We start from the raw sequence: 24,999 nt of genomic DNA on the forward strand, positions 1-24,999 counted from the left end.
TCCACAAGACATCAAGCAAACGAAATAGTGAAACGATGCGCATTAAGCGCGTTATACCAACGAGCGCTGACGGCGACTCGTAGGGGGGTTCCCAAATCATCGAATTTCTGACTCCCTGTGCCGAACGGAGGTTCGGCATGACGAGAGCAATATCGTTGCCGATGGACTATGACGGCTCGACGTTGAGACGGCTTGCGAGGAAAGCCAGGGACGCCGCGCAAGTTCGCCGGCTTCTGGCTCTGGCTTCGATCTATGACGGCGGGTCCAGACAGTATGCATCCGAGATCGGCTGCGGGACGGTACAGATCGTTCGTGACTGGGTCGTGCGCTTCAATGAGCGCGGTCCCGATGGATTGATGAACACCAAAGCGCCCGGGGCTCGGTCGAAACTGAACGACGCGCAGCGCAAGGCGCTGGCTCAACTTGTGGAGAGCGGCCCAATTTCGGCCGTTCATGGCGTGGTGCGCTGGCGGCGCAAGGACCTGGTCCAGTGGCTGTTCGAGGAGTTCCGCATTTCCATCGACGAGACGACGGTGGGCCGCGAACTCAAGGCCCTCGGCTTTGCCAAGCTTTCGGCCCGTCCTCGTCATTATGCGCAGAACGAACTGGAAGGCGACGTTTTTAAAAAGACTTCCCCGCCGCTCTGGCAGCGATCAGGGAAAAATGCCCGCCCGGCACGGATATCGAAATCTGGTGGGCCGACGAAGCCCGAATAGGACAGAAGAACAAGATCACCCGGCGATGGGCACGGCGAGGAACACGACCATCTGCACCTGCCGATCAGCGGACCATGTGTCTTCGGCGCGATCTGCCCGAAGAAAGGCAAAGGCGCAGGTCTTGTTCTTCCCTATTGCGACACCGGGGCCATGCAAGAGCATCTCGCCGAAATCAGCCAGGCCGTCGATCCCGGCGCGCATGCAGTGCTCATCCTCGATCAGGCCGGCTGGCACGTCACGCCGAAGCTCAAGGTTCCCGAAAACATCACATTGATGTTCCTGCCCCGCGATCTCCGGAGTTGAACCCAGTGGAGAACGTCTGGCAGTTCATGCGTGACAACTGGCTGTCGAACCGGGTCTTCCGGGATTATGACGACATCGTCGATCAATGTTGCCGAGCCTGGAACAGGCTCATCGATCAACCTTGGAAGATTATGTCCATCGGCCTACGAGACTGGGCACACAGGTCATGATCAATGCACGTTGGTATTACCGGGAGCCGTCATCAAATCGGACGGCACAAGCCGCCAATTCGGTGATCGCAAATTTACGAGTACTTTTTGTTTACGTTTGATGCCATAAGATCAAGGACATCCGGCGGGCCACGCGCAAGCACCATTCGTCGGAGGAGAAAATCCGCATCGTGTTGGAAGGCTTGCGCGGCGAAGACAGTATCGCTGCGATCTGCCGCCGCGAAGGGATCGCCGAGAGCCTGTATTATAGCTGGTCGAAGGAATTCCTCGAAGCAGGCAAGAAGCGCCTTGCGGGCGACACCGCCCGTTCTGCCACCAGTGACGAGGTGAAGGCGCTGCGCCGTGAGAGCCGTGACCTGAAAGAGGCGCTGGCCGACCTCACCCTGGAGAACCGCCTGCTTAAAAAAAGCATGATCGGGGATGGGGGCGACGACGAATGAGATATCCCGCCACCGAAAAGCTTGAGATCATCCGGCTCGTGGAAGGGTCTCACCTGCCTGCCCGGCAGACACTCGACAAGCTCGGCATTCCACGACCGACCTTCTATCGTTGGTATGATCGCTTCCAAACTCACGGTGTCGAGGGATTGGAAGATCGGCACTCGGCTCCGTCACGGGTTACGATATCCGGGATCGCATCATCGAAATGGCGCTGGATCATGCCGATCTGTCCCCGCGCGAGCTGGCGGTGAAGTTCACCGACATAAAAAGCTATTTCGTCTCAGAGGCTTCGGTCTATCGCCTGCTCAAGGCGCACGATCTGATCACGTCACCAGCCTATATCGTCATCAAGGCCAATGACGAGTTCAAGGACAAGACCACGAGGCCGAACGAGATGTGGCAAACTGACTTCACCTATCTGAAGGTCATTGGCTGGGGCTGGTTTTACCTGTCGACCATCCTCGACGATTATTCCCGCTACATCATCGCTTGGAAGTTGTGCACCAGCATGAAGGTGGATGACGTCACCGATACGCTCGACCTGGCATTGGCCGCCTCAGGCTGTGACAAGGTCAAGGTTGAGCACCGGCCGCGCCTGCTGTCCGACAATGGCCCGTGTTATGTCGCCTCCGATCTCGGCGAATGGCTGGAGACATACAAGATCGACCAGGTTCACGGCGCTCCGGGGCATCCGCAGACGCAAGGCAAGATCGAACGTTGGCACCAGACGCCGAAGAACCGCATCCTTCTGGAAAACTACTTCTTCCAGGAGGACCTCGAAGCCCAGATCGCGGCGTTCGTCGAACACTACAACCATCGCCGATACCACGAGAGCCTCGACAATCTCACCCCGGCCGACTTCTACTTCGGGCGCGGCCAGACCATCCTGCTGGAACGCGAAAGGATCAAACGAGACACGATCGAACAACGACGCTTGAACCACCAAGCCAAAGCGGCTTAAATCAACCCAAAATCCGAGCCGGAAACTCCAATCTTCCAAAGCCCAAAAAGTCTCAAATCATTCGACGACGGACACTATCGCGACCACGCCAGCTCTCGGCGAAGAGGTCTTTGACGTGAATTCCGAGATCGGCGGGACATTCACGGTCTCCATTACAGAAGATATTGGTGACGGAACTGTTATAGTTCCGTATTCTGTATGGTGAGATCAAGGAAGACGGTTGGAAATCTTTCGGTCTTTTTGACGGAAATATATTCAAAACCCGGAGAGAGCGCCTTACCAATAGGCGCAATTTACGTTGACGTCCTGGGCCATCCCCGCAATAGCGAGGGATGGCCAATTCCAGACCACGTACCATCATCGACTCTCTTCACTTACTCAAGGCAGTTATCAAACCCGGTGTGGCGGCTTTCCATATTGCGCGTGGGATTTGACGCGATAGCATGCATCTGAAAGCGAACGGGGGCAGAGGTCGTGTTTCAGCGTATTCTATTGGTAGCGGTTACGGCATCCATCGCTTGTGCCGGGGTCTCACATGCGGACATCACCCTTGAGCGTGTTCCAATTGACGGCTCTTCACCCGTTCTCCTGCTGAAAGGTGAGTTCACGACATCGGACAATCCTGACCAACTTGCGCGTGAAGTCGCCGCAAGCGGTGCCAAGCTGATCACCTTCAACAGCAACGGCGGCAACGTTGCAACGGCGATGGCGTATGGGAGGATGATCAGATCGCTCGGGCTATCGACGCTGCAGCTCCGGTCCGCTGAATGCGCTTCGGCCTGTGCACTCGCTTTCGTCGGAGGCGTGAACCGGCAGGCAGAGCCAGGCGCGATCGGTGTGCACCAATCCTCTTTCTCGCCGGAAGCGATTGTCGAGGGGCACACTGCAGTCGCTGCGGTTCAGGCGCTGACCGCCCAGATCATGACGTACCTTCTGGAGATGGATGTCGACCCGAAACTGCTCCAGCTCAGCCTGTCCGTCCCCAGCAACGACATGCGTTATCTCACCGCCAACGAGATGCAGAGCTATAAAGTGACGTGGGGAAGTCTGGCCGACTTGACGGAATCCTCTGCTGCATCCAAGGTCGCCCCGACGGCCGTGCCTACAATCCCGCCAACCACCAAAGCCGCTGCGCCGACAACAGAGGAAAAAGCATTAGCCTTCGTAGCGTCATACCACGACGCTTGGTCTCGCGGGAACGTCGAGGCGCTGACGTTTTTGGAAAAGGCGTATGGCGACACTGTGGACTTCTACGGCAAACCCACACCTAAATCCGTGGTGATTGCCGAGAAGCGGAAATTTGTGACCAGATGGCCAGTCCGCGCCTACAGCGTGCAGGCAGGCTCGACGAAAGTAACTTGCGCGGAAACCTGCAAGGTGGATGGCATTGTTGACTGGTACACGAAACGCGACGTCGGCAACCGTATTTCATCCGGCTCCGCCGAGTTTTCTCTGGTTTGGGACCAGAGGGCGGGCGTAATCCTCTCCGAATCGAGCAAGGTTATTCAGACCGATAAGGGCGTCTCTCAACCCGTACGTCTGATATCCCAATGGACGGAACAAAATGGTGCCTGTCGCGGCGGCAGCGGTGATTTGCCGGAAACAAATGTGGCCTGTGAACGACGCGAAGCCATCAGCGATAAGCTGCAAGCTGCAGGATGGTGTTATGGCCGTGACGGGGAATACGGCTATCAAATGCGCTGGCACACCTGTGAAGCGACATCCTACAATCAGGAAAGCGCGGTAGGGATTGCGTCGAGCGCAACATTCAAGCGGCCGGACCTTTCCAGCTATCCAGCCCAAGGCCGTTTTTTGGGAAAGACCATTATGCCAGACTTCAGGGGGCGTGATCGCGAATTCAATAGTTTCAGGACCCGTATTCGCGATGGTATGCGGCAAGGACCAAATTTCGCAGGCCATTATACCCTCATCCAGATCGGGTGCGGTACCGGGTGCTCATTCGTTATCGTCGCCAACAATCAAACGGGTCGCCCGGCGTCCTTCCCACGTGGTGGCGAAGAGCACATGTATCTGAGTTTGGACTTTCGCCGCGACAGCAGGCTGGTGGCCGCTCAGTGGCTGAACTACGATACCAATACATGTGTGGTCGAGTTCTTCGATTTCGACCGAGATATTTGGAAACCAGTCACCAAAACTGACGTCGGTAAAGACGACGCGTGCTATCGGACGATCGCCGAAAATCTCCGTTGAGTTTGGTTTGGCGAAGGACTTCCTCCGAGCTTAAAAAATACCTAGCTGCGTCTGGCCCGCTCGCACGCGCCTGCCGAAGGCCAAGAGCGACCGCCTGCCGGCCATAGATTGTTGGTTTCCGCGCAGAAGTGAGCCGGTTTTTCCACCGAGAAGTGAGCCACCTCTAAGTATGGTTTTCTGATCAGGCTTTGGTCAAGGGATTGGCCTTTTCTCCTCTCTTCTGTGCTGCTGCGGCCGAGCTGGCCTTGAAGCGGAAGCTGTCGTTACCGGTTTCCAGGATGTGGCAACGGTGGGTCAGGCGATCGAGCAGAGCTGTCGTCATCTTGGCGTCGCCGAAGACGGTGGCCCATTCGCTGAAGCTGAGGTTGGTGGTGATGACGACGCTGGTGCGCTCGTAGAGCTTGCTCAACAGGTGGAAGAGGAGCGCTCCGCCTGAAGCACTGAACGGAAGGTATCCGAGTTCATCGAGGATCAGCAGATCGAGACGAACCAGCGTCTCAGCGATCTGACCTGCCTTGCCTTTAGCCTTCTCCTGCTCGAGCGCATTGACCAATTCGATGGTCGAGAAGAAGCGGACTTTTCGGCGATGATGCTCGATAGCCTGGACGCCGAGGGCGGTCGCCACATGTGTTTTGCCTGTGCCCGGTCCGCCGACAAGCACGATATTCTGCGCCCCGTCGATGAACTCGCATCTGTGCAATTGGCGCACCGTCGCTTCATTGATCTCGCTGGCGGCGAAGTCGTATCCGGAGATGTCCTTGTAGGCAGGGAAGCGGGCAGCTTTCATGTGATAGGCGATGGACCGGACCTCACGCTCAGCCATCTCGGCTTTCAGCAACTGGGACAGGATCGGCACGGCTGCATCGAAGGCCGGAGCACCTTGCTCGATCAGGTCCGTGACCGCTTGAGACATGCCATACATCTTCAGGCTACGCAGCATGATGACGACGGCGGCGCTGGCCGGATCATGACGCATGGCGACCTCCCACGATCCTGACACGTAGGCCATCGTAACGTTCGACGTTGGCCTTGGGTTCACGTACCAAGGTCAGCGCCTGCGGCGTGTCGATGTCGGGGCCGTCGGTCGTTTTGCCGTCAATCAGCATATGCAGCAGATTCAGCACATGCGTCTTGGTCGCCACGCCTTGATCCAGAGCCAGTTCCACAGCCCTGACGACAACCTGTTCGTCGTGATGACGCACCAGAGCGAGGATGTCGGCCATCTCCCGATCACCACCGGCACGGCGAAGCATCTGGTCTTGCAGTTGTCGAAAGGCCAGCGGTAATTCCAGGAAAGGCGCACCATTGCGCAGAGCTCCGGGTTTGCGCTGGATGACCGCAAGGTAATGCCTCCAGTCATAAATCGTCCTCGGCGGCTTGTCGTGGCTGCGTTCTATAATCCGCGGATGTTCGCAGAGGATATTTCCCTCGGCTGCAACGACCAGCCGCTCGGGATAAATCCTCAGACTGACAGGACGGTTCGCAAACGATGCCGGCACGCTGTAACGATTACGCTCGAAGGTGATCAGGCATGTTGGTGAGACACGTTTGCTTTGCTCGACGAAGCCGTCAAACATGGCGGGCAATGCCATTAAAGCAAGCTGTTCATCACCCCAAACATCCGCGATCGAACCGGGCAGACTCCCGTGCGCCGTGTCCCGCCATAGGTCCTGGCAATGCTGCTCCAGCCAGACGTTCAAAGACAGCAAATCCGGAAAGTCAGGCATCTGTTGCCACAGCCGCGGCCGAGCATCCTGAACGTTCTTCTCAACCTGACCCTTTTCCCAACCCGCGGCGGGATTGCAGAACTCTGGTGCAAAGACGTAATGGTTCGTCATCGCGAGGAAGCGGAGATTAACCTGTCGTTCCTTGCCGCGGCCGACGCGATCAACTGCGGTGCGCATGTTGTCATATATTCCCCGCGCGGGCACCCCACCAAACACCCTGAAGCCGTGCCAATGGGCATCAAAAAGCATCTCATGCGTTTGCAGCAGGTAAGCCCTGACCAGGAAAGCCCGACTGTGCGATAGCTTGATATGTGCGACCTGAAGCTTCGTGCGCTCGCCGCCGATCACGGCATAGTCCTCACTCCAATCGAACTGGAATGCTTCGCCTGGGCGGAAAGACAGCGGGACGAATATGCCACGGCCCGTCGTCTGCTGCTCACGTTGCCGGTCAGCCCGCCAATCACGGGCGAAGGCGGCAACCCGACCATAGGAGCCGGTAAAGCCGAGAACCACCAGATCGGCATGAAGCTGCTTTAGAGTTCGACGCTGTTTGCGTGACCTCCCGGCCTCGGTCTTCAGCCAAGCCGCCAGCTTATCGGCAAAAGGATCGAGCTTGCTCGGCCGTTCCGGTATCGTGAACGTCGGCTCGATCGTACCGGCGTTCAGATACTTCGCGATCGTGTTGCGCGACAGCCCGGTGCGCCGGCTGATCTCCCGGATCGACTGCTTCTCACGCAGCGCCATCCGGCGGATGATGTTTAAAAGTCCCATGTGGATCACTCCGTTGCCCCCGTCGCTCACCGCGTTGGGGGAAGGTTCACATGGCTCAATTCTCAATGGAAATTATGCGCCTAACCGGCTCACTTCTGCGTGGAAACCAACACATAGATCATCGAAATTAACCATTAAGTTGAGAGTGGCCGCCATTGCCACTTGCAGAGCATTTTAGCCATCGGAAATATGCCATGGGGGCTCTTCTATGAAAAAACGATACTGGCTGCTTTGTGGACTTATCCTGTTCGGCATTTCGAAATTGGGGGAAACGCCGTCGAAGTCCGGCGTAACGACACAGTCGCCAAGTTTCTCAACCGGTGTTCGCGTCTCGGAACGTCCGCCGCCGGCGACGAGCGACCAACAACCAACCTCCCCTTCCGCAACAACCGCTTCCCCGCGAGACGAGACGCCAAGATCGTCGAATTTCGTGGAAATAACGACTAAGTTCGTCAATGGGAACGGCGTCGCACTGCGTGGTGCACCAAGTCCAAAGTCTCAAATCATTGATAGACTGGATCGAGGACGAAAAGTGGACCTCTTTCAGTCGGAGGCACAATGGTCCAGGATCAAAGATGTTCTGACTCAAAAAGAAGGATGGGTCGCAACCAGGTTTTTGCAGGATGACAACCCCAAGCGGAAGGAAATTTCAAAACCGTCGGAACCAAAGAGCATGCCTCCGTCGACGCTATCACCCACCATCATCATCCAGCGGATCATTGCCGAATCCCTGGCCGACTACCCCGGTACATGCGCCTGCCCCTACAGCACAGACCGCAGAGGCCGAAGATGCGGCAACCGAAGTGCATATTCAAAACCTGGCGGCTATGCGCCAATCTGTTTCGCCCAGGATGTTACGAAATCGATGATTGAAGCTTATCGCTGATCGTATCCGCAGGTACCTGACCACGACATCCTCCCTGAAAGCTTGTCGCCTTTGATGCGATGCGACCGCCTCAAAATTCGTACAACCTTAACTGAACTTGAGGGCAAGCGAGGAAGAGGTGTAGCTTAACCGCAGTCCAAACACTGGCAACTACGACCTTCTAGTCGGGTTTGGCCACTTCACGACTAAGCGCAGCGATGCACGCTTCTCGAATTTGCCACGCTACGTCGAGTCCAAGTTCCTTGCGATCTAAGCTATTTAGCCTGCAAGTACGCGCCGATGCACAATGGCCTTGTAGATACCCACGTCCTCTGGCGTGATCACTTCTTCATGCAAGAAATGTCGCCTATCGCTCTTTCGTGATCCTTCCGGCATGGTCACATCAAAAACACCGTGATCGGTGCGCAGAAAGCAATGTGCTTCGGGTATAGCGGAGAGCCCATTTTGGGCCAGTTCGTTTCCAACGCCCGGTGTGTTTTCTTCCGTCATCTCATAAACACCCAGAACCAGTTCGATAACCAACCCGTTCTCTCGCGCAAGTGCAGCAAGAAAAGCATGCTTGCTGCTGCAAGTGCCTCTGCCCTCAGTCAGTACAAGCCGAAAGTCCGGCTCGCTGGTGCGGCCGTAAGGAAGGCGCTGAACATATTCAACAGCCTCCCCAAACGTCTCCAGGCCGCATAGTCTGGCGAAGCGGCTCAACTCACCATCCGATGTAAGGCGCGTATTTGAACCTGGCGGAAGTGCATCGGGCATGTTCGCCTCCAAAGCGTCCAAGCTACTCGATAAAAAAGCCGAACGTCTGATTGCCATCTAATTTCAGACACTGATCGCATTCTATGCTGCGAACTATTCTAAGTCATTTCGCCTCCGCACCCACCTAAATTTTGAAGCAGAACCGATTTCTAGTTTCGCTGTTGAGCGCACAAAGTGTGTAGCCGTCTTCATTGTATGGAATGGAGGGCTTGCCGTTGATCGAGAAGAAGTCCCCGTCGCGCGAAAGTACGGTTCTGTTTCCTGTCGGCCAGACAAACTCGTACCGGTCGGCGCGCCGATTATCCACCAGGATATTCACAGTCAGGGTAGCTTCGCAGGGTTCAACCTCCTTCACACCGTCCTTGCTGAAGACGGTACAAGTAGCAGGCATCTTCGCGCCAATAATGGGCGTAGGCGAGCTGTCTTTTGGTTGAATGGCCGCCCCGCCCAACTCTTGCAGCTTCAGTCCCGGCCTATACGACGCCAACTGTCCAATGTGGCCGCTTCGATCAGCGAAGTTTTCCACGGTGCAGGTTCCTTGACCAAGAAGCACGTTGTACATCCCGTTATAACCACATCCCTGTAGGGTGTCACTATTGACCGCGATTACGCAACCAGCTTCGGAATATCCTGCGTCCATGCTGGTGACAGAAAAATACTTCGTGCTGCCCTCCACTTTCAGTAATTTGACGACCGCATCATCTTGGGTGACGGGTTTTTGAAATTTCCTGGCATCTGCCGGTTCCTTCATCAAGCCAACCTGCCAGTGAAATGAGTTTTCGCACGCATAGTAGGCGCGCTCTTCCTCGGGCGTAGTCTGCTTTGGAAGCCCGACGAGCTCGATTTCGAACCGTCCAGCTTTTTCGACCGTGTCAATGTAGAAGAAATCATTGCCGATGTGCTTGAGCATCTCCTGGATCAGGTCGGGGCGCATCATCGTCGAGTTCGACCAAGGAACGAGATTGTTCGCCAGTACCATGATCTTACTCATGTTCTCCAAGGCGACGTCGTGAGCGACTGCAAGCACTTTAGTGCTGACGAGGCTTTCCGTGGTCAGGGAAAGATACGGACGGTGAAAACCTAGCTTTCCGTTGATGTGCAGCTTGCGGTTAACAAAAGTCACCTCTGGCCCTTGCGCTATGCCCATCATGAACATAATCGCGCACATGGAATAACATTCCGCACCGTCCTCAATGACGGTTCCGACGCCGTTCTTGTAGAAGAACTCAGCCAGTTTGACACCCTCCGTCACATTGCCGCCCGGGCTGTCGAGGCAGATGGTGTCATGAGCAGAGCTTTCACCGTCAAACCCTGAAAATTCCTTGGCCGCGATATCGACCAACCTAGAAAAATCTCCGGGTATGATTTCGCCTTCCAGCTTGAGAACGCAAATATCCCTGGTGGATTTGCTTATTTCAGCGCCGGACGTCGGTTGCGCGGTAACCAGGCCCCAACACGCGGCAGATAAGACGAACAAAGATGAATATGAAACGTGCCGATTGCTCAATTTACCCCCGCCTTGTTTCCTGTCAGACAACCCAGATTACCATGGCTATATTGAGGGACCAAGTACAGTGTGATCAGGCAAGACGCGATCGCGGTGATTACTTATCGCAAGATGCTGCTGACTAACATCTGACAATCAGGTCACGCACACATGATCCAGCCAAATGTTTCCGGCCAGATCGTCTGTAAAATTATAAGAAATCGCCAAAAAACATTACATCTCATTAAGATTTGACGCGTAAGAGCCCTGCCTCGACGTGATATCCGCTCACCCACGGTGTGAGTAGCAATGGGGACGCATAATGACGATAGCAGCCAATATAGGTTTTGCTTCTCTCTGAGCCAGAGGAATTCCGACCGGAAACCTCGGCCAGCGAGATTATCGCAGGATACGAGGCAGGAGATCGGAATGCGTCACTCCCATAAAGTCGCCCAATACCTTTACCAGAAACGCGAGGGGCTCGGCTTCCTTTCCCTTGCATCCATGAGCCAGCAACCGGAACGCATCGGCACGACCTTGGTCGGGGGCTTGGAAATACCGGGCGTCCGCTAATCCGACCGGCACCGCGTCGGGTAAAGATTATTGGCACGAGCCGCACTTCGGCCTCGCCCTGCGCGTGCCCGCCGACAAACAGGCCAAGACCGCACGTGGTCACACGTTCTTCAACGGCAACGGCGTGTACCACGAGAGCGAACTCGAGCACCGCGTCAGCTCTGTACTCCAGACCCTGACTGGCCTTCGAGAACTCCAGTCGCAATACCCGAAGGTCCACTACACCGACGCCGACGGCGTCCTGCGTGAACACACCTTCGACTACTTCATCGTTCTCAACGACGGCACAAGGGTCGCCGTTGCGGTGAAGTATGCTCGCAAGCGGGTAGAAATGCTCGATCTTCTTGATCGCATCTGCGCAGGCGGCATCACAGGGGTGGGCCTATTAGGAAAGTTGACGCCGCGCGTCGCCGACGCCGTTGCCTTGATGACGAACGAGGAAGCAACCCACGAGGCATTCGAAAATGCCTACTTCATCCTCACCTCCCGCCTCCACCACGATGACGCCGAATGTGCCAGACTCGTGGATGTGGTGAAACATCTGCCGGGCCAGTTCCGGTTTGGCGACCTGCTGCGCGACGTCCCGTCACGTAGTAAACGCCGCACCGCCGCGTGGCGGCTAATCGATCTCCGTCTAATCCGACCCGTCTACTCGGGTCGCATCGACGATCGCTCCTGGCTGCGCGTCTGCGCCTAGCCTTCCCAACCAAATCAAAGTTCCATCCATCAGAGAAAGGACCACCATGGAATCCCGCACGCTGCCCGCTCGCCAATTTCTCCATTCACTCATCGGTATGGGTCAAATGGACCGCTACCATGACAAGGCGAGGAACGCCTTCTTCATTCCTGTAAGCCGCGACGACGTGGGCTATCTGTTCCGTTCAGAAAACGATGTGGAATATAAGATTTTCCTCTCGCACGTGGAAATCTACGCCGCGCTCGACAGCAACAAAGCATCCATCCGCTATGGCTACAACAGCCCTGCGCAGCAAAAAATCCGTGCCATCTTCGGTGATAAGCCATGGGACGAATTCCACGTCGAAGATCGTGATCTAGCTCTGCACCGCGAAAAGCTGATCCACAGGTATGATGTTGAATGCGACCGCATTGGCAAGCTTCTGCCAATGTCTGAGAAAAAGCTCGGACCGAAGCTGGTGGCGTGGAACCAGGAGATCAAAAAAGCACTGGTCGACCTCGTCGTCGATGACCGAGCCGATCAGGGAAGTCAGGTTGTCATCTTCCCCTGCCCATGCGTCAAAACCTTCAAACGCGACTACGACGACTACCACAATTGCGACGGCGACGTGATGGCGCTTCTTCCACGCCATCATGGTCCCGGGCCAAAATTGTTCGCTCTGAAACCAGCTACGGTCGCGTTCGCACACAAGATGGCGATGGCCTATCTGGATCGTCGCCGCCCAACCAAGGCACATGTCTATCGGTCGTACCTGGCTGAACTTCAGAAGCACAATGCCGACCTCCCAACCCCGAAGAAAATCGGGATGGTATCCCGCAAAAAATTCGAAGCGATGATCGCGAAGTTCGACAAGTTTCACGTCATCGCGAGCCGTCACGGCGAGAAGTATGCTGTCCAGAAATTCAAGGCGATCCGTCGCAGTTTCCACGAGGTCGCCCCTGGCCAGCGGATCGAGATGGATTTCGTCACCGTCGATCTGATCTCGCTGCTGGTAGAAACGGGCATCTGGAACGCGCTACCGGAAAAGGTTCAGGAGCGTATTCCTCGTGTTCGCATCTGCTTCTGCGCCGCGATCGACGTCGCAACACGTTACATCCTGGCGCTGAAAGCGAGCACAAACCCGAACGCCGCGTCCGCCGTTGCAACGATCCGCATGATCATGACTGACAAGAGACACCTGTCGTCATATGTGGACGCCCAGACGCCGTGGATCGGGAAAATCAGGCCTCGGGTCATTTACACCGACAACGGCGCGGAATTCACCGCGCAACGGACCGCCGAGGTGCTTCGTGCCGCGCGTATTCACGGTACTCGTCCGCCCGCTGGCGATCCTGGCTGCCGCCCGTTCATCGAGAGCCTTTTCCATTCGATCGGCCTGCTGATCGCACCGTATTTCGAGGGACGGACTTTCTCTTCGGTCGTAGAAAAGGGCGATTACGATCCGCAGGCCCATGCCGCGTTGCTGGTCGACGAACTGATCAAGATTTTCATCTTCGCGGTATGCGACATCTATCACAACAAGCCGCATTCTGGCCTTGGGGGTAATACCCCGCACAATGCGTGGGTCGAGGCCTCCAAAGAATATGAAATCCTCTATCCGCCAGATGCCGAAGAGATGCTTCAGCTTTTCGGGATCAAGGCGACCCGCCGGATTTCCGACTACGGTATTACCGTATTCGGCATCACCTACTGTGATGCTGAAATCCAGCGGCTCCGGACCATGTTCGACCAGGTCGATGTCGAGATCAAATACGATCCGGAATGCCCCGCGCATATCGCCGTCAAAGGTGACAAGGGTTGGTTCGTTGTTCGCAACACCGTCGGTCTGGATGACAGTGTGACGCTCGCCGAATGGATGGCCGCACGCAAGGAATTGCGTGCCAGCTATACGACCGCTGCCGAGCAGGGCATGACGGTGATGTACGACGCAATAAATCGGCTCCGCGCCATCGGTGATGCCGCGACACTTCGCGCCGGTCTTTCTCCAAGCGTACCGACCGCCAAAAACTTCGACCATTGGGACGCGGAACTGTTCGGAGCGTGGATGGCCGCGCCATCTGAAGATCGGGTTCAGCTCCTCGCCGAAAGCCCACTGCCCGACGATCCGCTGCGGATCGGTATGGTTATCCAGCGCCCCGAGCTGTTCGCCCTCGAAAAATCCGAGGCCGAAGAAATCAAAGAAAACGAAATCGCCGCCACGCAAGCCCCTGACGCACTTGTTTCCGGCTTCCACTACGACGAGGAGTACTAAAATGACTGCATCCAACGAACTACGCGCGTTGCGAGTCCGGGAAACCAATCGTTACTTTGAGACGGGCCGTTGCCTGGAACTTGTGAAGCGCCTTACGGAATTCGAGGACCATGCCCTCGATTGCCTTGCCGGCGGCGGCTCGAGAAGGCGCTCCTTCATCGTAATCGGCGAGTCCGGCAGTGGAAAATCGACCTCGTTAGAGCGAGCGTTCACAAGGATCAAATCGAAATCGTTTCAGGCATACCAGAATGAGTATGGCGAAACGGTGCGTCCATTGATCAGCATCGAGGTGCCGAAACCTTGCTCCACCAAAGATTTGGCAATCCGTATCCTTCAGGAAATGGGTCTGCCCGCGAGTAATCGTGCAAATGAGCATGAACTTTACGAGACAGTCAAACAACAGCTCAGAGAACTGAAAGAGTTGTCGGGAGATCGTTCAGTGGCTCCCATTAAGGGCAGGCAAGCCTCAACGAAAGGACCCGGCCTAGCCAGATCGGTAAACTTACGTTCACGGAGAATTCTGAGCTTTCAATAGGTTAGCTCTAAACGGTAGGTTTTGTGGGTTAAAGAAGCGCTCTATCCTGCTGAGCTACGTGGACACTGAATTGCTCTTTAACCTGACCCAGCCGGCGGATCAACCGCGTTCTTCATCGCGGTTGATCTCGTCCTCCGCTTTCTTCGCGTTGGCCTGACATCAGCTCGTCAGGCGCTGTTCTGCAAGTTTCACCCAATAGGAGATGCCGTAGGCGATGGCTTCGTCGTTGAAGTCATAACCCGGATTGTGGAGCCCGGCCGAATCGCCATTGCCAATAAAGATGAAGCAGCCGGGCCTTTCCTTCAGCATGAAGGAGAAATCCTCTCCTGCCATGGAGGGATCGACATCGGGGTCTACATTCGGTTCGCCAACCACATCGCGGGCCACACGGATAGCGTGGTCGGTTTCAGCGGCGTGGTTGAAGGTCACCGGGCAATAGCGCTCATAGACGACTTCGGCTTCCGCGCCATTGGCAAGCGCAATGCCTTCCGCCATCTGCCTGATGCGTTCCTGGGCGAGATCGCGCACTGTCTCATCGAGGCTGCGCACGGTGCCGGCGATCAGCGCCTCGTTGGGAATGATGTTGTGGCTGGAACCCGCATGAAAGCGCGTGACCGAGACGACAACGGAGCGGATCGGATCGGCATTGCGTGAGGCGATCATCTGCAGGTTGCCAACGATCTGCGCGCCGATGGTGATGGGGTCGATCGTGCGATGCGGCTGGGCCGCATGGCCGCCTCGGCCCTTGACCGTGATTGAGAACTTGTCCGGTGCTGCCATGATGCCGCCCTTGCGGATGGCGAAGGCGCCAAGCGGAATGCCCGGCATATTGTGCATTCCGTAAACTTCGTCGATGCCGAAACGCTCCATCAGGCCGTCTTCGACCATGGCGAGCGCGCCGGCGCCGCCTTCTTCCGCTGGCTGGAAAATGACAGCGATCGAGCCCGCGAAATTTCGGGTCTCGGTGAGGTACTTCGCCGCGCCGAGAAGCATTGCGGTGTGGCCGTCATGGCCGCAGGCGTGCATGGCGCCGGGCGTTTTCGATGCCCAGGCTTTGCCGGTTTCCTCGACTATGGGCAGCGCGTCCATATCCGCGCGGAAGCCGATGGTGCGATTGCCTGGAAGATTGCCCCTGATGATGCCGACGACGCCGGTGCGGCCGAGACCGGTCACGATTTCGTCAACGCCGAAAGATTTCAGCTTCTCCGCGACGAAGGCCGCGGTGTTGTCGACATCATACAAAATCTCTGGATTTTCATGCAGGTGATGCCGCCATTCGCTGACTTCCTGCTGGAGTTCGGCGGCTCTGTTCAAAATCGGCATTCGTTCATTCCTGGGTTCATCTGTACGGCGTGTCGTAAAACTCCATCCTCCGTGGTGGATAGTGCGCCGCATAATTGACGTAATCAATGTACTTTGCCATTGCTAGGACATATATGGTGAATATTGCCATTCCCCGACTGAAGACGGGAATTCGAGGACTAGCCTTGCCACAGACTTTCAAATCGCCAAACGCCGCCCGCCGGCTTTCCGCAGCCATTGCCATCATCACCGCAGGTGTCGTCGCCGCGGCCCCGGTGGCCAATGCCAATCCGAAAATGGTGGTCGATGTCAAAACCGGCAAGGTGATCTCGCACCAGGAAGCCTTCCGCAAATGGTATCCGGCCTCGCTGACCAAGCTGATGACCGCCTATATCGCCTTTTCGCAGATGAAAGCTGGCAAGATCAGCCCGCAGACCGAAGTGGTGATGAGCAAGAAGGCCGCCGACCAGCCCGCCTCCAAGATGTATTTCAAGCCCGGCCAGAAACTGACGATGGACAGCGCGCTGAAGCTGCTGCTGATCAAGTCCGCCAACGATATTGCAGTCGCGATTGCGGAGACCATCGGCGGCAACACGGATAATTTCGTGGCGCAGATGAATGCGCAGGCGCAGCGCCTCGGCATGAATTCCACGCACTACGTGAACCCCAACGGTCTGCCGGGGAAGGGCCAGTACACGACGGCCCGCGACCTCGCGCTGCTGGCGCTGATCATCAAGCGGGAATTTCCCGAATATGCGCATTATTTCTCGCTTGAGGGCGTCACCACGGGCAAAAAGAATTACGCCAATTTCAACATGCTGGTTGGCCGCTTCGATGGCGCGGATGGCATGAAGACCGGCTTTATCTGCGCTTCCGGGTTCAACCAGGTGGCATCGGCCGTGCGCAATGGCCGCTCGATCATCACTGTGGTGCTGGGTGCCGATAGTCTCGCGGGTCGAACCGACCAGTCGGCCGATCTTCTGCAGATGGGCCTGACGTCTCCTTCCGGTCAGGGTGTCTCGCTCGCCTCGCTTGCCCCTTATGGCGATACCGCAGAGGTCAACGATATCAGCGCCGAAATATGCAACCCGAAGGCGGCCAAAATTCGCAGTGAGGGACGCGACGATGCCGGCCGCATGGTCATCCATTCGCCCTATGTGCAGGAAATGACCCGCCCGCCGGAATATTCCTTTGCCGGTCTTATACCGGGCAGCGAGACGGTCGCGGTTAATGCGCCCAAGGGCGCGGCCGCAAAGGGCCAATTGGCGAATGTGCCGATCCCGATCCCGCGCCCCACATTCTGACGGACAGGCGAAGGTGCCAGGACAGGTCTCCCGGCCGCCCTGCCATTTGGCTATTCGCAGATCGATCATGTTATGATATTACAATGTCGCTCGCGGCTTCCAGCCTCGGGCGATTTGTTTTAGCTTCATGCCGTTGCGGGTTTTACGTCCTGAACTGACTTCCCCAAAGCGGCAATCAACATACAGGCCAGACATGTCTCGCGATCGTATCCCGGTTTCCATTATCACCGGATTTCTCGGCGCCGGAAAATCGACTCTGCTCAATCGGCTCCTCAAGGATCCTGACATGAGCGACGCGGCGATCATCATCAATGAATTCGGCGATGTCAGCATCGATCACATGCTGGTCGAAAGCGCGGGCGAGGGCATTATAGAACTGGCGGAAGGGTGCCTTTGCTGCACCGTGCGCGGCGAACTGGTGGACACGCTGGCGGAACTGATGGACGGTATCCAGACCGGCAAGCTGAAGCCGGTGAAGCGCGTGGTCATCGAAACGACCGGCCTTGCCGATCCCGCTCCCGTCATGCAGTCGGTCATGGGTAACCCCGTCATTGCGCAGAATTTCGTGCTGGTTGGCATGGTCACTGTGGTGGATGCCGTGAACGGCCTCTCCACACTCGACAATCATCAGGAAGCTGTGAAACAGGTGGCTGTGGCCGATCGTCTTGTGGTGACGAAACGAGCGCTCGCCGATGACGCCACGATTGCGGCATTAACTGCCCGCCTAGAGGCGCTCAATCCGCGCGCGATCATCGAGGACGGTGACAAAACCGACTGGAGTGCTGCGGGGCTTCTCAATAACGGCCTTTACGATGCCGGCAATAAAACTGCCGATGTCAGCCGTTGGTTAGGCGAAGAGGCGCTGCACGATCACCACCACCATGATCATGCACATGATCACCATCACGGCGACCACGATGATCACCACCACCACCACCATGACCACGACGTGAACCGCCACGATGCATCCATTCGTTCCTTTTCGATCATACACGACGAGCCGATAAGCCCAATGGCCATCGACATGTTTGTGGATTTGCTGCGCTCGGCGCATGGTGAAAAGCTTCTGCGCATGAAGGCCATCGTAAAGCTCACGGACAATCCGGACAGGCCGTTGGTGCTCCATGGCGTGCAGACGATTTTTCACGCGCCGGAGCGTCTTTCCGCCTGGCCGGACCCCGCTGATCAGCGCACGCGCATGGTGCTGATTACGAAGGATTTGCCGGAGGCTTTCGTAAAGGACCTCTTCGCTGCCTTCACCAGCGCGCCGGGTATTGACCGCCCGGACAGGCAGGCGCTGACGGATAATCCTTTGGCGGTTTCTGGGTTGAAGTTTTGAAGTAGTATGGAATGGCGGCCGGGCCGGGGTGTGGCTTACCCCCCTCTGTCCTGCCGGACATCTCCCCCTCAAGGGGGGAGATCGACAAGGGGCCTGCTCCGAATACTCTTTTCCGCATCGACGGTCGCAGCGAGCATACTGGCGAGGGAACGAGCGGCCACAGCGACTGATCTCCCCCTTGAGGGGGAGATGTCCGGCAGGACAGAGGGGGGTGAACCACCGGCGACACCGTCAAACGTCGGTTTTCCCACCCTTCATAATCCGAAACCGATGGCCCTTATCCAGCGCCGTCGTCTCCACCAGACGATGCCCATCCTCATTGCACATATGTGCAATATCGATCACCGCCAAAGGATCGGTCGTCTCGACGGTGAGAACATCCCCCGTCTTCAGCGTTGCAAGTTTCTTGCGGCTTCTCAAAACCGGAAGGGGGCATTTAAGCCCCCTCAAATCATAGATGATCTCGCTTGTTGCGGTCATTCCTTGGCCCAGAACTTCCAGAAGGGCTTCTTCTCCGGTGCTTCCGGCGCCGGGGCTGCGGAATAGGCAAGCGGGTTCATGGCTGGCACCGGAACGCTCTGGGCAGCAGCGCCAGTCTGGCCTGCTGCAGGCGTAGCCGAGGCAACCATTGTCGGGGCAGCTGGTGCCGGGTTCGATTGCGGCGCCGTGGCCGGTTGGTTAGCCGAAGGGCGAGGGCCACGCAGCGCCGAGGCGGTTGCGGTGGTCGCTGGCGAAGACGATGTCACCTGCTGCGCCTTCTTCTCCATCAGCGCGGCATATTCCGTTTCCTTCATCAGCTTGCCGGCCTTCAGCGCCGAGCCCGTCGGGGCATAGGCGGGTTCGCGGCCCTTGCGCTTTTCGGCCACCAGCGCCTTGCGCTCGGCTTCGCTCGGGTCGTACCAGGCCATGCCTTCATATTTCTTCATCGCCTTTTCATAGGCGAGATCGTAGGTCTTCTCATAGCTCGAAAGCGCGCTGACGAGTGCAGGCGGCGTGCTCATGGGCGGGCACTGGGCCGACGCGTTGAAGCTGCCACCTTCCGCCTGCTGGTTGAAGACATATTTCTTCTCGCAGACATTCACTTCCGGCGGACGTTTGGTGACTTCGAAATTGTCGTAACCAACCTTCAGCATCTTCCAGAATTCGAGGTGCTCGCTCTTGCGATGACGTGCCATGTTTTCCGCCGTCATGCGGAAAGGAAATGCCTGCAGCTGAACTGTCTTCTGGCCGCCCTTGAAGGCATCGCGGGCAAAACCGTAGATTTCAAGAATCTGCGCATCCGTCATCGAGTAACAGCCCGATGATGAGCAGGCGCCATGGATCATCAGGTTGGTGCCGTTGCGGCCATTGGCAGCATCGTAGCGGTTCGGGAAGCCGGTATTGATGGCGAGGTAATATTTCGAATTCGGATTGAGATGGGCTGGCGTCAGGTTGTAGAAACCTTCCGGCGCCTGCCGGTCGCCTTCCTTGACCTTGGGGCCGAGTTTTCCCGACCATGCGCAAATTTGATATTCGGCAATCTTGTCGAAACGGTTATCGCGCTTGGCCTTCCAGATTTCCAGCGCACCTTCTTCCTTGAAGATACGGATCATGATCGGCGACGTGCGGTCCATGCCCTTCTTGTCGATCTCGGCCAGAATGGACGGAGACAGCGGGTAATCAACCTTGTTCTTGATGTGCGACACATCACGTTCGACGGTTTCGAGTGTATCGTTACAACCGGCGAGAACGAGCGCGGTACAGGCAAGAAGTGCAAAATGTGTCAAACGCATGATCTGATCCGAAAGACGATGGCACGAAGTGGCGGCAGTTCTATACCGTTCCGTGTGCAATTTAAATACGGTATTAACCGTTTACATCTTCTTAACTCAAATCGGATCCGCCCCCGCGGCCGCCGATCCATCTTTTGATGTGACCGGACTATGGCCGAGTTGGGGCGATAGCGGCGGAAATTAAGGCCGCGTCAGAGATTACGGCCGATATCCAGGAATTTCTGGCGGCGTTCGGCCCTAAGCTGCGTGCCCGAGCGCTGGGAAAGATCGGCCAGCGCCTTGGCGATAACGTCGCCTGTCGCGCTGATCACGGTTTCCGGCGCGCGATGCGCGCCACCGATCGGCTCGGGAATGATACCATCGATGACGCCGAGCGACTTCAGATCTTCCGAGGTGATCTTCATGTTGGTCGCGGCTTCCTTGGCGCGGGTCGAATCGCGCCAGAGGATGGATGCCGCACCTTCCGGCGAGATTACAGAGTAGATTGCATGTTCCAGCATGTAGACGCGGTTGCCGGTGGCAATCGCGATGGCTCCGCCCGAGCCGCCTTCGCCGATGACGACGGAGACGATCGGCACCTTCACGTTCAGGCACATTTCCGTCGAGCGGGCGATGGCCTCAGCCTGGCCGCGCTCTTCCGCACCCACGCCGGGGTAGGCGCCTGCGGTATCGATAAGCGTGACGACAGGCAGCGAGAAGCGGTCGGCCAATTCCAGCACGCGGATAGCCTTGCGGTAACCTTCCGGGCGCGGGCTGCCGAAATTGTGCTTCAGCCGGCTCTTGGTGTCATTGCCCTTTTCCTGGCCAATAATTGCGACTGGCTGACCGTTGAAACGGGCAAGGCCGGCCTGTATGGCGGCGTCTTCGGAGAACTTGCGGTCGCCGGCAAGCGGCGTGAAGTCCGTAAACAGCGCCTTGGCGTAATCGACGAAATGCGGACGCTGCGGATGACGCGCGACCTGCGTTTTCTGCCAGGCGTTCAGCTTGGAATAGATGTCCTGCATCGCATCGTTGACGCGCGATTCCAGGCGGTTGATCTCCTCCGAGGTGTCTATGCTCTCGTCTTCATCGGCAAGCTTCTTCAGCTCGATGATCTTGCCTTCAAGGTCCGAGATAGGTTTTTCGAAGTCGAGATAATTGTGCATGAGATCCGTTTCCGATCGTTTTGCGCAAGGTTTGACCGGATTATCCGGCGGTTCCGGTCGCTCTAATCAAGGTTTTTGCCCTGTTTGGCAAGGGGGTGATGTGTTTGTACCAGCTCTTGCAAGCGTTCTTCCAGCACATGTGTATAGATTTGTGTCGTGGAAATGTCGGAGTGGCCGAGCAGTTCCTGCACCGCGCGCAAATCCGCACCGTTCTGCAAGAGGTGGCTGGCGAAGGCGTGGCGCAGCACATGCGGTGACACTGCCGAGGGGTGCAGCCCGGCCCGAATGGCGATGTCCTTGAGGTCGCGGGCGAAGACCTGACGGGGCAGATAGCCTTCCTTGCTGTTGGATGGGAAGAGCCACGGGCTATCCGTCGCTTCGGCCTTTTTGGTTGCCTTGCCTTTTTCTGAGGCAAGCGCCTTTCGGGCGGCTTCATATTTTTCCATGGCCTCGATCGCCGTTCGGGAAAGAAGAACCATCCGGTCCTTGTTACCCTTGCCGCGGATCATCAGGAAACGTCCTTCCTGACGCAGCACTTTGACCGGAAGCGAGACGAGTTCGCTGACACGCATGCCGGTGGCATAAAGAAGCTCAAGCAGCAGATGCATGCGGATGCGCGCGAGCTGGCCGGGACCTTCGGTTGCCGCTTCCTGCGCCGCGAGCCCAAGGAGACGGTTTACATCGGCGACGCTCATCGTTTTCGGCAGGGCAACGCCCTTCTTGGGCGCATCGATGATGCCGGTCGGGTCGTCACTGCGCAGGCCTTCCGAATAAAGAAAGCGATAAAACTGCCGCATGGATGAGAGGCGTCTCGCCTGCGAGGTCGCAGCGAAGCCTTGCGCGGAAAGATGGGTCAGATAGGCGGAAAGGTCCGATGTGGCGGCTTCTGTCAGAGACTGGCCGCGGCTCCCAAGGAATTCGCGCAGATCCGTCAGATCACGCTCGTAAGATGCGAGCGTGTTGGCGGCTGCACCCCGCTCGGCGCTCATCATCTCCAGAAAACTCTCCAGCCGCGCGCTGTCGCGCCCCCCCGCCGGTTGACCGCTCATGGGGTGGGCCTTGCCGGTTCTGCCCCCGGTGGGTTCAGCCTTTCCGAGGGAATGCGCACCGTTACTTCGCGGTCGCGGGGCTGAACGACCATGACAAGCAGCACCATGCCGCCATAGACCAGCCCCGCGATGGTCGCCAGTATCATCGTGAAGCGGAAGAGGGTGGGCATGGCGGCTCCGTGAAGGTGGCGGTCGAAACGTATATGCGGTGCGGCGAAACCGGCGGCAAGCTGAAAAAGCCTGCCACTGTCACCGCCGCATGCGGCGATCATTGTGATTCACCGCAATTCAGTCAGCAATTTGGCTTGACGCTTCGTAAACATTTGCAGATATCCATGCCAAACGGGCTTTCAAATTTATGAGCGAAACGAATTTATCCGTCCCGGCCACACTCGGGGAGCAAGCGCGGGCAAAGCTCGGACGGCGCAATATCGTCTTTGTCGGACTGATGGGCGCCGGAAAGTCGGCGATAGGCCGCATGGTTGCCCAGCAGCTCAGGGTTCCCTTCATCGATACAGATGTCGAAATCGAACGGGTTTCGCGCATGACGATATCAGAACTTTTTGCCACCTATGGTGAAGAAGAATTCCGGGCGCTGGAAACGCGGGTCATCAAGCGGCTGCTGCGCGGTGGACCCAAGGTCATCTCAACTGGCGGCGGCGCTTTCATAAACGACAATACGCGCCGGCACATCAGCCGTGGTGGGATTTCGTTGTGGCTGAAGGCGGATCTGGAGGTGTTGTGGGAGAGGGTGAACAAGCGTGATCACCGCCCGCTTCTCAAGACCGAAAACCCCAGGGCCACGCTGGCGGCCCTGATGGAGAAGCGCTATCCGATCTATTCGGAAGCAGATCTCACCATCGAATCCCGTGATGTCCGCAAGGAAATCATCGTGACCGAAGTGCTGGCCGCCATTGCCGGCATCGAACAGAAAGACTGATTCCCATGACGCCTTCTGAAATCCACGCCGATGAACGTCTCGTCCATGTGCCGCTCGGCGAGCGCGCCTATGACATTCTGATCGGGCCGGGCCTCATCGGCCGGGCTGGCGGCGAAATCTCGGCGCGGCTGAGGGGCCGGCGTGCGGCGATCATTACTGATGAGCATGTCGCGCCGCTCTACCTTGAAGGCTTGATGGATGGACTGCAGACGGACGGCATCGAGGCTGTTTCCCTGACCCTGCCGGCCGGTGAAAAGACCAAGAGCTTCGAGCATCTCGTCACTGTCTGCGATGCGGTTCTAGCCGCAAGGGTGGAGCGCAATGATGCGGTGATCGCGCTCGGCGGCGGCGTGATCGGCGATCTCGCCGGTTTTGCGGCCGGTATCGTCCGCCGCGGCGTACGTTTCGTGCAGATACCGACCTCGCTTCTGGCGCAGGTCGATTCCTCCGTCGGCGGCAAGACCGGCATCAACACCCGCCACGGCAAGAACCTCATTGGCGTCTTCCACCAGCCTGATCTGGTGCTGGCGGATACGGCGGTGCTCGATACGCTCAGTCCGCGCGAATTCCGCGCCGGCTACGCCGAAGTGGTGAAATACGGCCTGATCGACAAGCCGGATTTTTTCTTCTGGCTGGAAAAGAACTGGGACGACATCCGCACCGGCGGCCCTGCCCGCATCCAGGCGATTGCGACCAGCTGCCAGGCCAAGGCAGACGTGGTGGTGGCCGACGAAAAGGAAAACGGCGTACGCGCCCTTCTGAATCTCGGCCACACCTTCGGTCACGCACTGGAGGCGGCGACCAATTACGACAGCAAGCGGCTGGTGCATGGTGAAGGTGTCGCCATCGGCATGGTGCTGGCGCACCAGTTCTCTGCCCGCCTGAACCTCGCAAGTCCTGACGATGCCGCGCGCGTCGAAGCGCACCTGAAGGCAGTCGGCCTGCCGACCACGATGAAAGATATTCCTGGAGAATTGCCGCCCGTCGAAACGCTGATGACGGCAATTGCGCAGGACAAGAAAGTCAAGGGCGGCAAGCTCACCTTCATCCTCACCCACGGCATTGGCCAGTCCTTCGTGGCGGATGACGTTGCGGCATCCGAGGTGCAGTCCTTTCTGTCGGAGAAGCATCCGGCGTGAACTGGCGCTGAGAGGTACGGTGAGGGCGCCCCCTCATCGCCTCGCTTCGCTCCGGCACTTCTCCCGGTGGGGAGAAGAACAAGCTGTTTTGGCAATGCCCTACCGGGAAAAGTTGCTGGCGCGTTGAGCAAGGCTTTGCCGCCCGGTTTCTTCTCCCCGCCGGTGAGAAGGTAGCCCGAAGGGCCGGGTAAGGGGGCTTGCTCTCAGTTCGGATGACAACCTTTACTTAAAACCGCACCGCTTCCCCCGGTGCCGCTGCCTCTATCGCCAGAGCATGCAGCCCGGCATCGAGTTCGGGCTTCAAAAGCGCGTTGATTGCCCGGTGCCGTTCAATGCGGGACTTGCCGGAAAAGCTCTCCGACACTATCTGAACACGCATATGCGTTTCGCCGGTACCTGTGATATCCGGCTGGTGGCCCGCATGCATCTGGCTTTCATCGACGACCCTCAGGCGCTCCGGTGAAAAGCTTTCCCGAAGCTTGGTTTCTATGCGCTCTCGCAGAGACATTCGAAGGGCTCCAATTCTGTT

Annotated in this window: 21 protein-coding genes and 2 pseudogenes; 12 read left to right on the forward strand and 11 right to left on the reverse strand. The window is 57.3% G+C overall.

Annotation, left to right across the window (positions count from 1 at the left end; all coding sequences use genetic code 11):
• The first annotated feature begins 137 nt into the window (after positions 1–137).
• From EGT36_RS23405 to EGT36_RS23415, 3 genes and pseudogenes are all read left to right on the forward strand, one after another.
• Positions 138–1,189 (forward strand): annotated as a pseudogene (locus tag EGT36_RS23405) (IS630 family transposase).
• A gap of 110 nt (positions 1,190–1,299) precedes the next feature.
• Positions 1,300–2,590 (forward strand): annotated as a pseudogene (locus EGT36_RS23410) (IS3 family transposase).
• Positions 2,591–3,064: 474 nt separating this feature from the next.
• Positions 3,065–4,801 (forward strand): COG3904 family protein, encoded by a 1,737-nt coding sequence (locus EGT36_RS23415; RefSeq protein WP_125271163.1) that lies wholly within the window; start codon positions 3,065–3,067, stop codon positions 4,799–4,801.
• A 181-nt stretch (positions 4,802–4,982) separates the two neighbouring features.
• On the opposite strand, the gene istB is transcribed toward EGT36_RS23415, so the two are convergent.
• Both istB and istA read right to left on the reverse strand, forming a co-directional pair.
• Positions 4,983–5,777, reverse strand: a complete 795-nt coding sequence (istB, locus tag EGT36_RS23420) for an IS21-like element helper ATPase IstB (protein ID WP_125270475.1) — start codon at positions 5,775–5,777, stop codon at positions 4,983–4,985.
• Positions 5,767–7,299, reverse strand: a complete 1,533-nt coding sequence (gene istA / locus EGT36_RS23425; protein WP_125270476.1) for an IS21 family transposase — start codon at positions 7,297–7,299, stop codon at positions 5,767–5,769. The genes istB and istA overlap by 11 nt, the downstream gene beginning before the upstream one ends.
• Before the next feature lie 208 nt (positions 7,300–7,507).
• Between istA and EGT36_RS23430 the strand changes: the two genes are divergently transcribed.
• Positions 7,508–8,185, forward strand: a complete 678-nt coding sequence (locus EGT36_RS23430) for an SH3 domain-containing protein (protein ID WP_125271164.1) — start codon at positions 7,508–7,510, stop codon at positions 8,183–8,185.
• A 258-nt stretch (positions 8,186–8,443) separates the two neighbouring features.
• Here the strand turns inward: EGT36_RS23430 and EGT36_RS23435 are convergent, their stop codons facing one another.
• Both EGT36_RS23435 and EGT36_RS23440 read right to left on the reverse strand, forming a co-directional pair.
• Entirely contained in the window at positions 8,444–8,938 is a 495-nt protein-coding gene (locus EGT36_RS23435; RefSeq protein ID WP_125271165.1) for a hypothetical protein, read from the reverse strand.
• A 124-nt stretch (positions 8,939–9,062) separates the two neighbouring features.
• Positions 9,063–10,445: a COG3904 family protein gene (locus EGT36_RS23440; RefSeq protein ID WP_125271166.1), complete on the reverse strand. Its 1,383-nt coding sequence runs from the start codon at positions 10,443–10,445 to the stop codon at positions 9,063–9,065.
• Between the two features lie 408 nt (positions 10,446–10,853).
• Here EGT36_RS23440 and EGT36_RS30655 point away from each other — a divergent pair, with 408 nt between their 5' ends.
• The 4 genes from EGT36_RS30655 to EGT36_RS23455 all read left to right on the forward strand — a co-directional run bounded on the left by EGT36_RS30655 (position 10,854) and on the right by EGT36_RS23455 (position 14,480).
• On the forward strand, positions 10,854–10,997 hold the full coding sequence (locus tag EGT36_RS30655; RefSeq protein ID WP_172965706.1) for a hypothetical protein: 144 nt from the start codon (positions 10,854–10,856) through the stop codon (positions 10,995–10,997).
• Positions 10,998–11,061: 64 nt separating this feature from the next.
• The gene (locus EGT36_RS23445) at positions 11,062–11,694 is read left to right on the forward strand and encodes a hypothetical protein (RefSeq protein WP_286084334.1); all 633 of its coding nucleotides are present in this window, start codon (positions 11,062–11,064) and stop codon (positions 11,692–11,694) included.
• Between the two features lie 46 nt (positions 11,695–11,740).
• Complete coding sequence (locus EGT36_RS23450) at positions 11,741–13,945, forward strand: TnsB C-terminal domain-containing protein (RefSeq protein ID WP_125271168.1); 2,205 nt, start codon at positions 11,741–11,743, stop codon at positions 13,943–13,945.
• Position 13,946: 1 nt separating this feature from the next.
• On the forward strand, positions 13,947–14,480 hold the full coding sequence (locus EGT36_RS23455; RefSeq protein WP_286084335.1) for an ATP-binding protein: 534 nt from the start codon (positions 13,947–13,949) through the stop codon (positions 14,478–14,480).
• 159 nt (positions 14,481–14,639) lie between these two features.
• On the opposite strand, the gene EGT36_RS23460 is transcribed toward EGT36_RS23455, so the two are convergent.
• Positions 14,640–15,803 (reverse strand): M20 aminoacylase family protein, encoded by a 1,164-nt coding sequence (locus EGT36_RS23460; protein WP_037092693.1) that lies wholly within the window; start codon positions 15,801–15,803, stop codon positions 14,640–14,642.
• Positions 15,804–15,967: 164 nt separating this feature from the next.
• On the opposite strand from EGT36_RS23460, the gene EGT36_RS23465 reads away from it, so the two are divergent.
• Both EGT36_RS23465 and EGT36_RS23470 read left to right on the forward strand, forming a co-directional pair.
• A complete protein-coding gene (locus EGT36_RS23465) occupies positions 15,968–17,086 on the forward strand; it encodes a D-alanyl-D-alanine carboxypeptidase family protein (protein ID WP_034497250.1) in 1,119 nt (372 codons plus the stop codon).
• A gap of 193 nt (positions 17,087–17,279) precedes the next feature.
• Positions 17,280–18,425, forward strand: a complete 1,146-nt coding sequence (locus EGT36_RS23470; RefSeq protein ID WP_037092694.1) for a CobW family GTP-binding protein — start codon at positions 17,280–17,282, stop codon at positions 18,423–18,425.
• A 231-nt stretch (positions 18,426–18,656) separates the two neighbouring features.
• Here the strand turns inward: EGT36_RS23470 and EGT36_RS23480 are convergent, their stop codons facing one another.
• The 5 genes from EGT36_RS23480 to EGT36_RS23500 all read right to left on the reverse strand — a co-directional run bounded on the left by EGT36_RS23480 (position 18,657) and on the right by EGT36_RS23500 (position 22,561).
• On the reverse strand, positions 18,657–18,905 hold the full coding sequence (locus tag EGT36_RS23480) for a sulfurtransferase TusA family protein (protein ID WP_037092696.1): 249 nt from the start codon (positions 18,903–18,905) through the stop codon (positions 18,657–18,659).
• A complete protein-coding gene (locus EGT36_RS23485) occupies positions 18,902–20,197 on the reverse strand; it encodes a L,D-transpeptidase family protein (RefSeq protein ID WP_006697153.1) in 1,296 nt (431 codons plus the stop codon). Before EGT36_RS23485 ends, EGT36_RS23480 begins: the two co-directional genes overlap by 4 nt.
• 191 nt (positions 20,198–20,388) lie before the next feature.
• Positions 20,389–21,342: an acetyl-CoA carboxylase carboxyltransferase subunit alpha gene (locus EGT36_RS23490; protein ID WP_004445681.1), complete on the reverse strand. Its 954-nt coding sequence runs from the start codon at positions 21,340–21,342 to the stop codon at positions 20,389–20,391.
• 62 nt (positions 21,343–21,404) lie between these two features.
• Positions 21,405–22,391 (reverse strand): site-specific tyrosine recombinase XerD, encoded by a 987-nt coding sequence (xerD, locus tag EGT36_RS23495; RefSeq protein WP_037092699.1) that lies wholly within the window; start codon positions 22,389–22,391, stop codon positions 21,405–21,407.
• Positions 22,388–22,561 carry a hypothetical protein gene (locus EGT36_RS23500; protein ID WP_037092754.1) on the reverse strand — a complete coding sequence of 58 codons (174 nt, stop codon included), beginning with the start codon at positions 22,559–22,561 and terminating at the stop codon, positions 22,388–22,390. The genes xerD and EGT36_RS23500 overlap by 4 nt, the downstream gene beginning before the upstream one ends.
• A gap of 188 nt (positions 22,562–22,749) precedes the next feature.
• On the opposite strand from EGT36_RS23500, the gene EGT36_RS23510 reads away from it, so the two are divergent.
• Both EGT36_RS23510 and aroB read left to right on the forward strand, forming a co-directional pair.
• Positions 22,750–23,331, forward strand: a complete 582-nt coding sequence (locus EGT36_RS23510; RefSeq protein WP_004445677.1) for a shikimate kinase — start codon at positions 22,750–22,752, stop codon at positions 23,329–23,331.
• A gap of 5 nt (positions 23,332–23,336) precedes the next feature.
• Positions 23,337–24,470 (forward strand): 3-dehydroquinate synthase, encoded by a 1,134-nt coding sequence (gene aroB, locus EGT36_RS23515; RefSeq protein WP_037092700.1) that lies wholly within the window; start codon positions 23,337–23,339, stop codon positions 24,468–24,470.
• 226 nt (positions 24,471–24,696) lie between these two features.
• Here aroB and EGT36_RS23520 read toward each other — a convergent pair whose 3' ends face one another.
• Positions 24,697–24,978, reverse strand: a complete 282-nt coding sequence (locus tag EGT36_RS23520; protein ID WP_004445674.1) for a BolA family protein — start codon at positions 24,976–24,978, stop codon at positions 24,697–24,699.
• Between the last annotated feature and the right edge of the window lie 21 nt (positions 24,979–24,999).

This window comes from Agrobacterium sp. FDAARGOS_525 (genome assembly GCF_003938925.1).
Taxonomy (GTDB): Bacteria; Pseudomonadota; Alphaproteobacteria; order Rhizobiales; family Rhizobiaceae; genus Agrobacterium; species Agrobacterium pusense.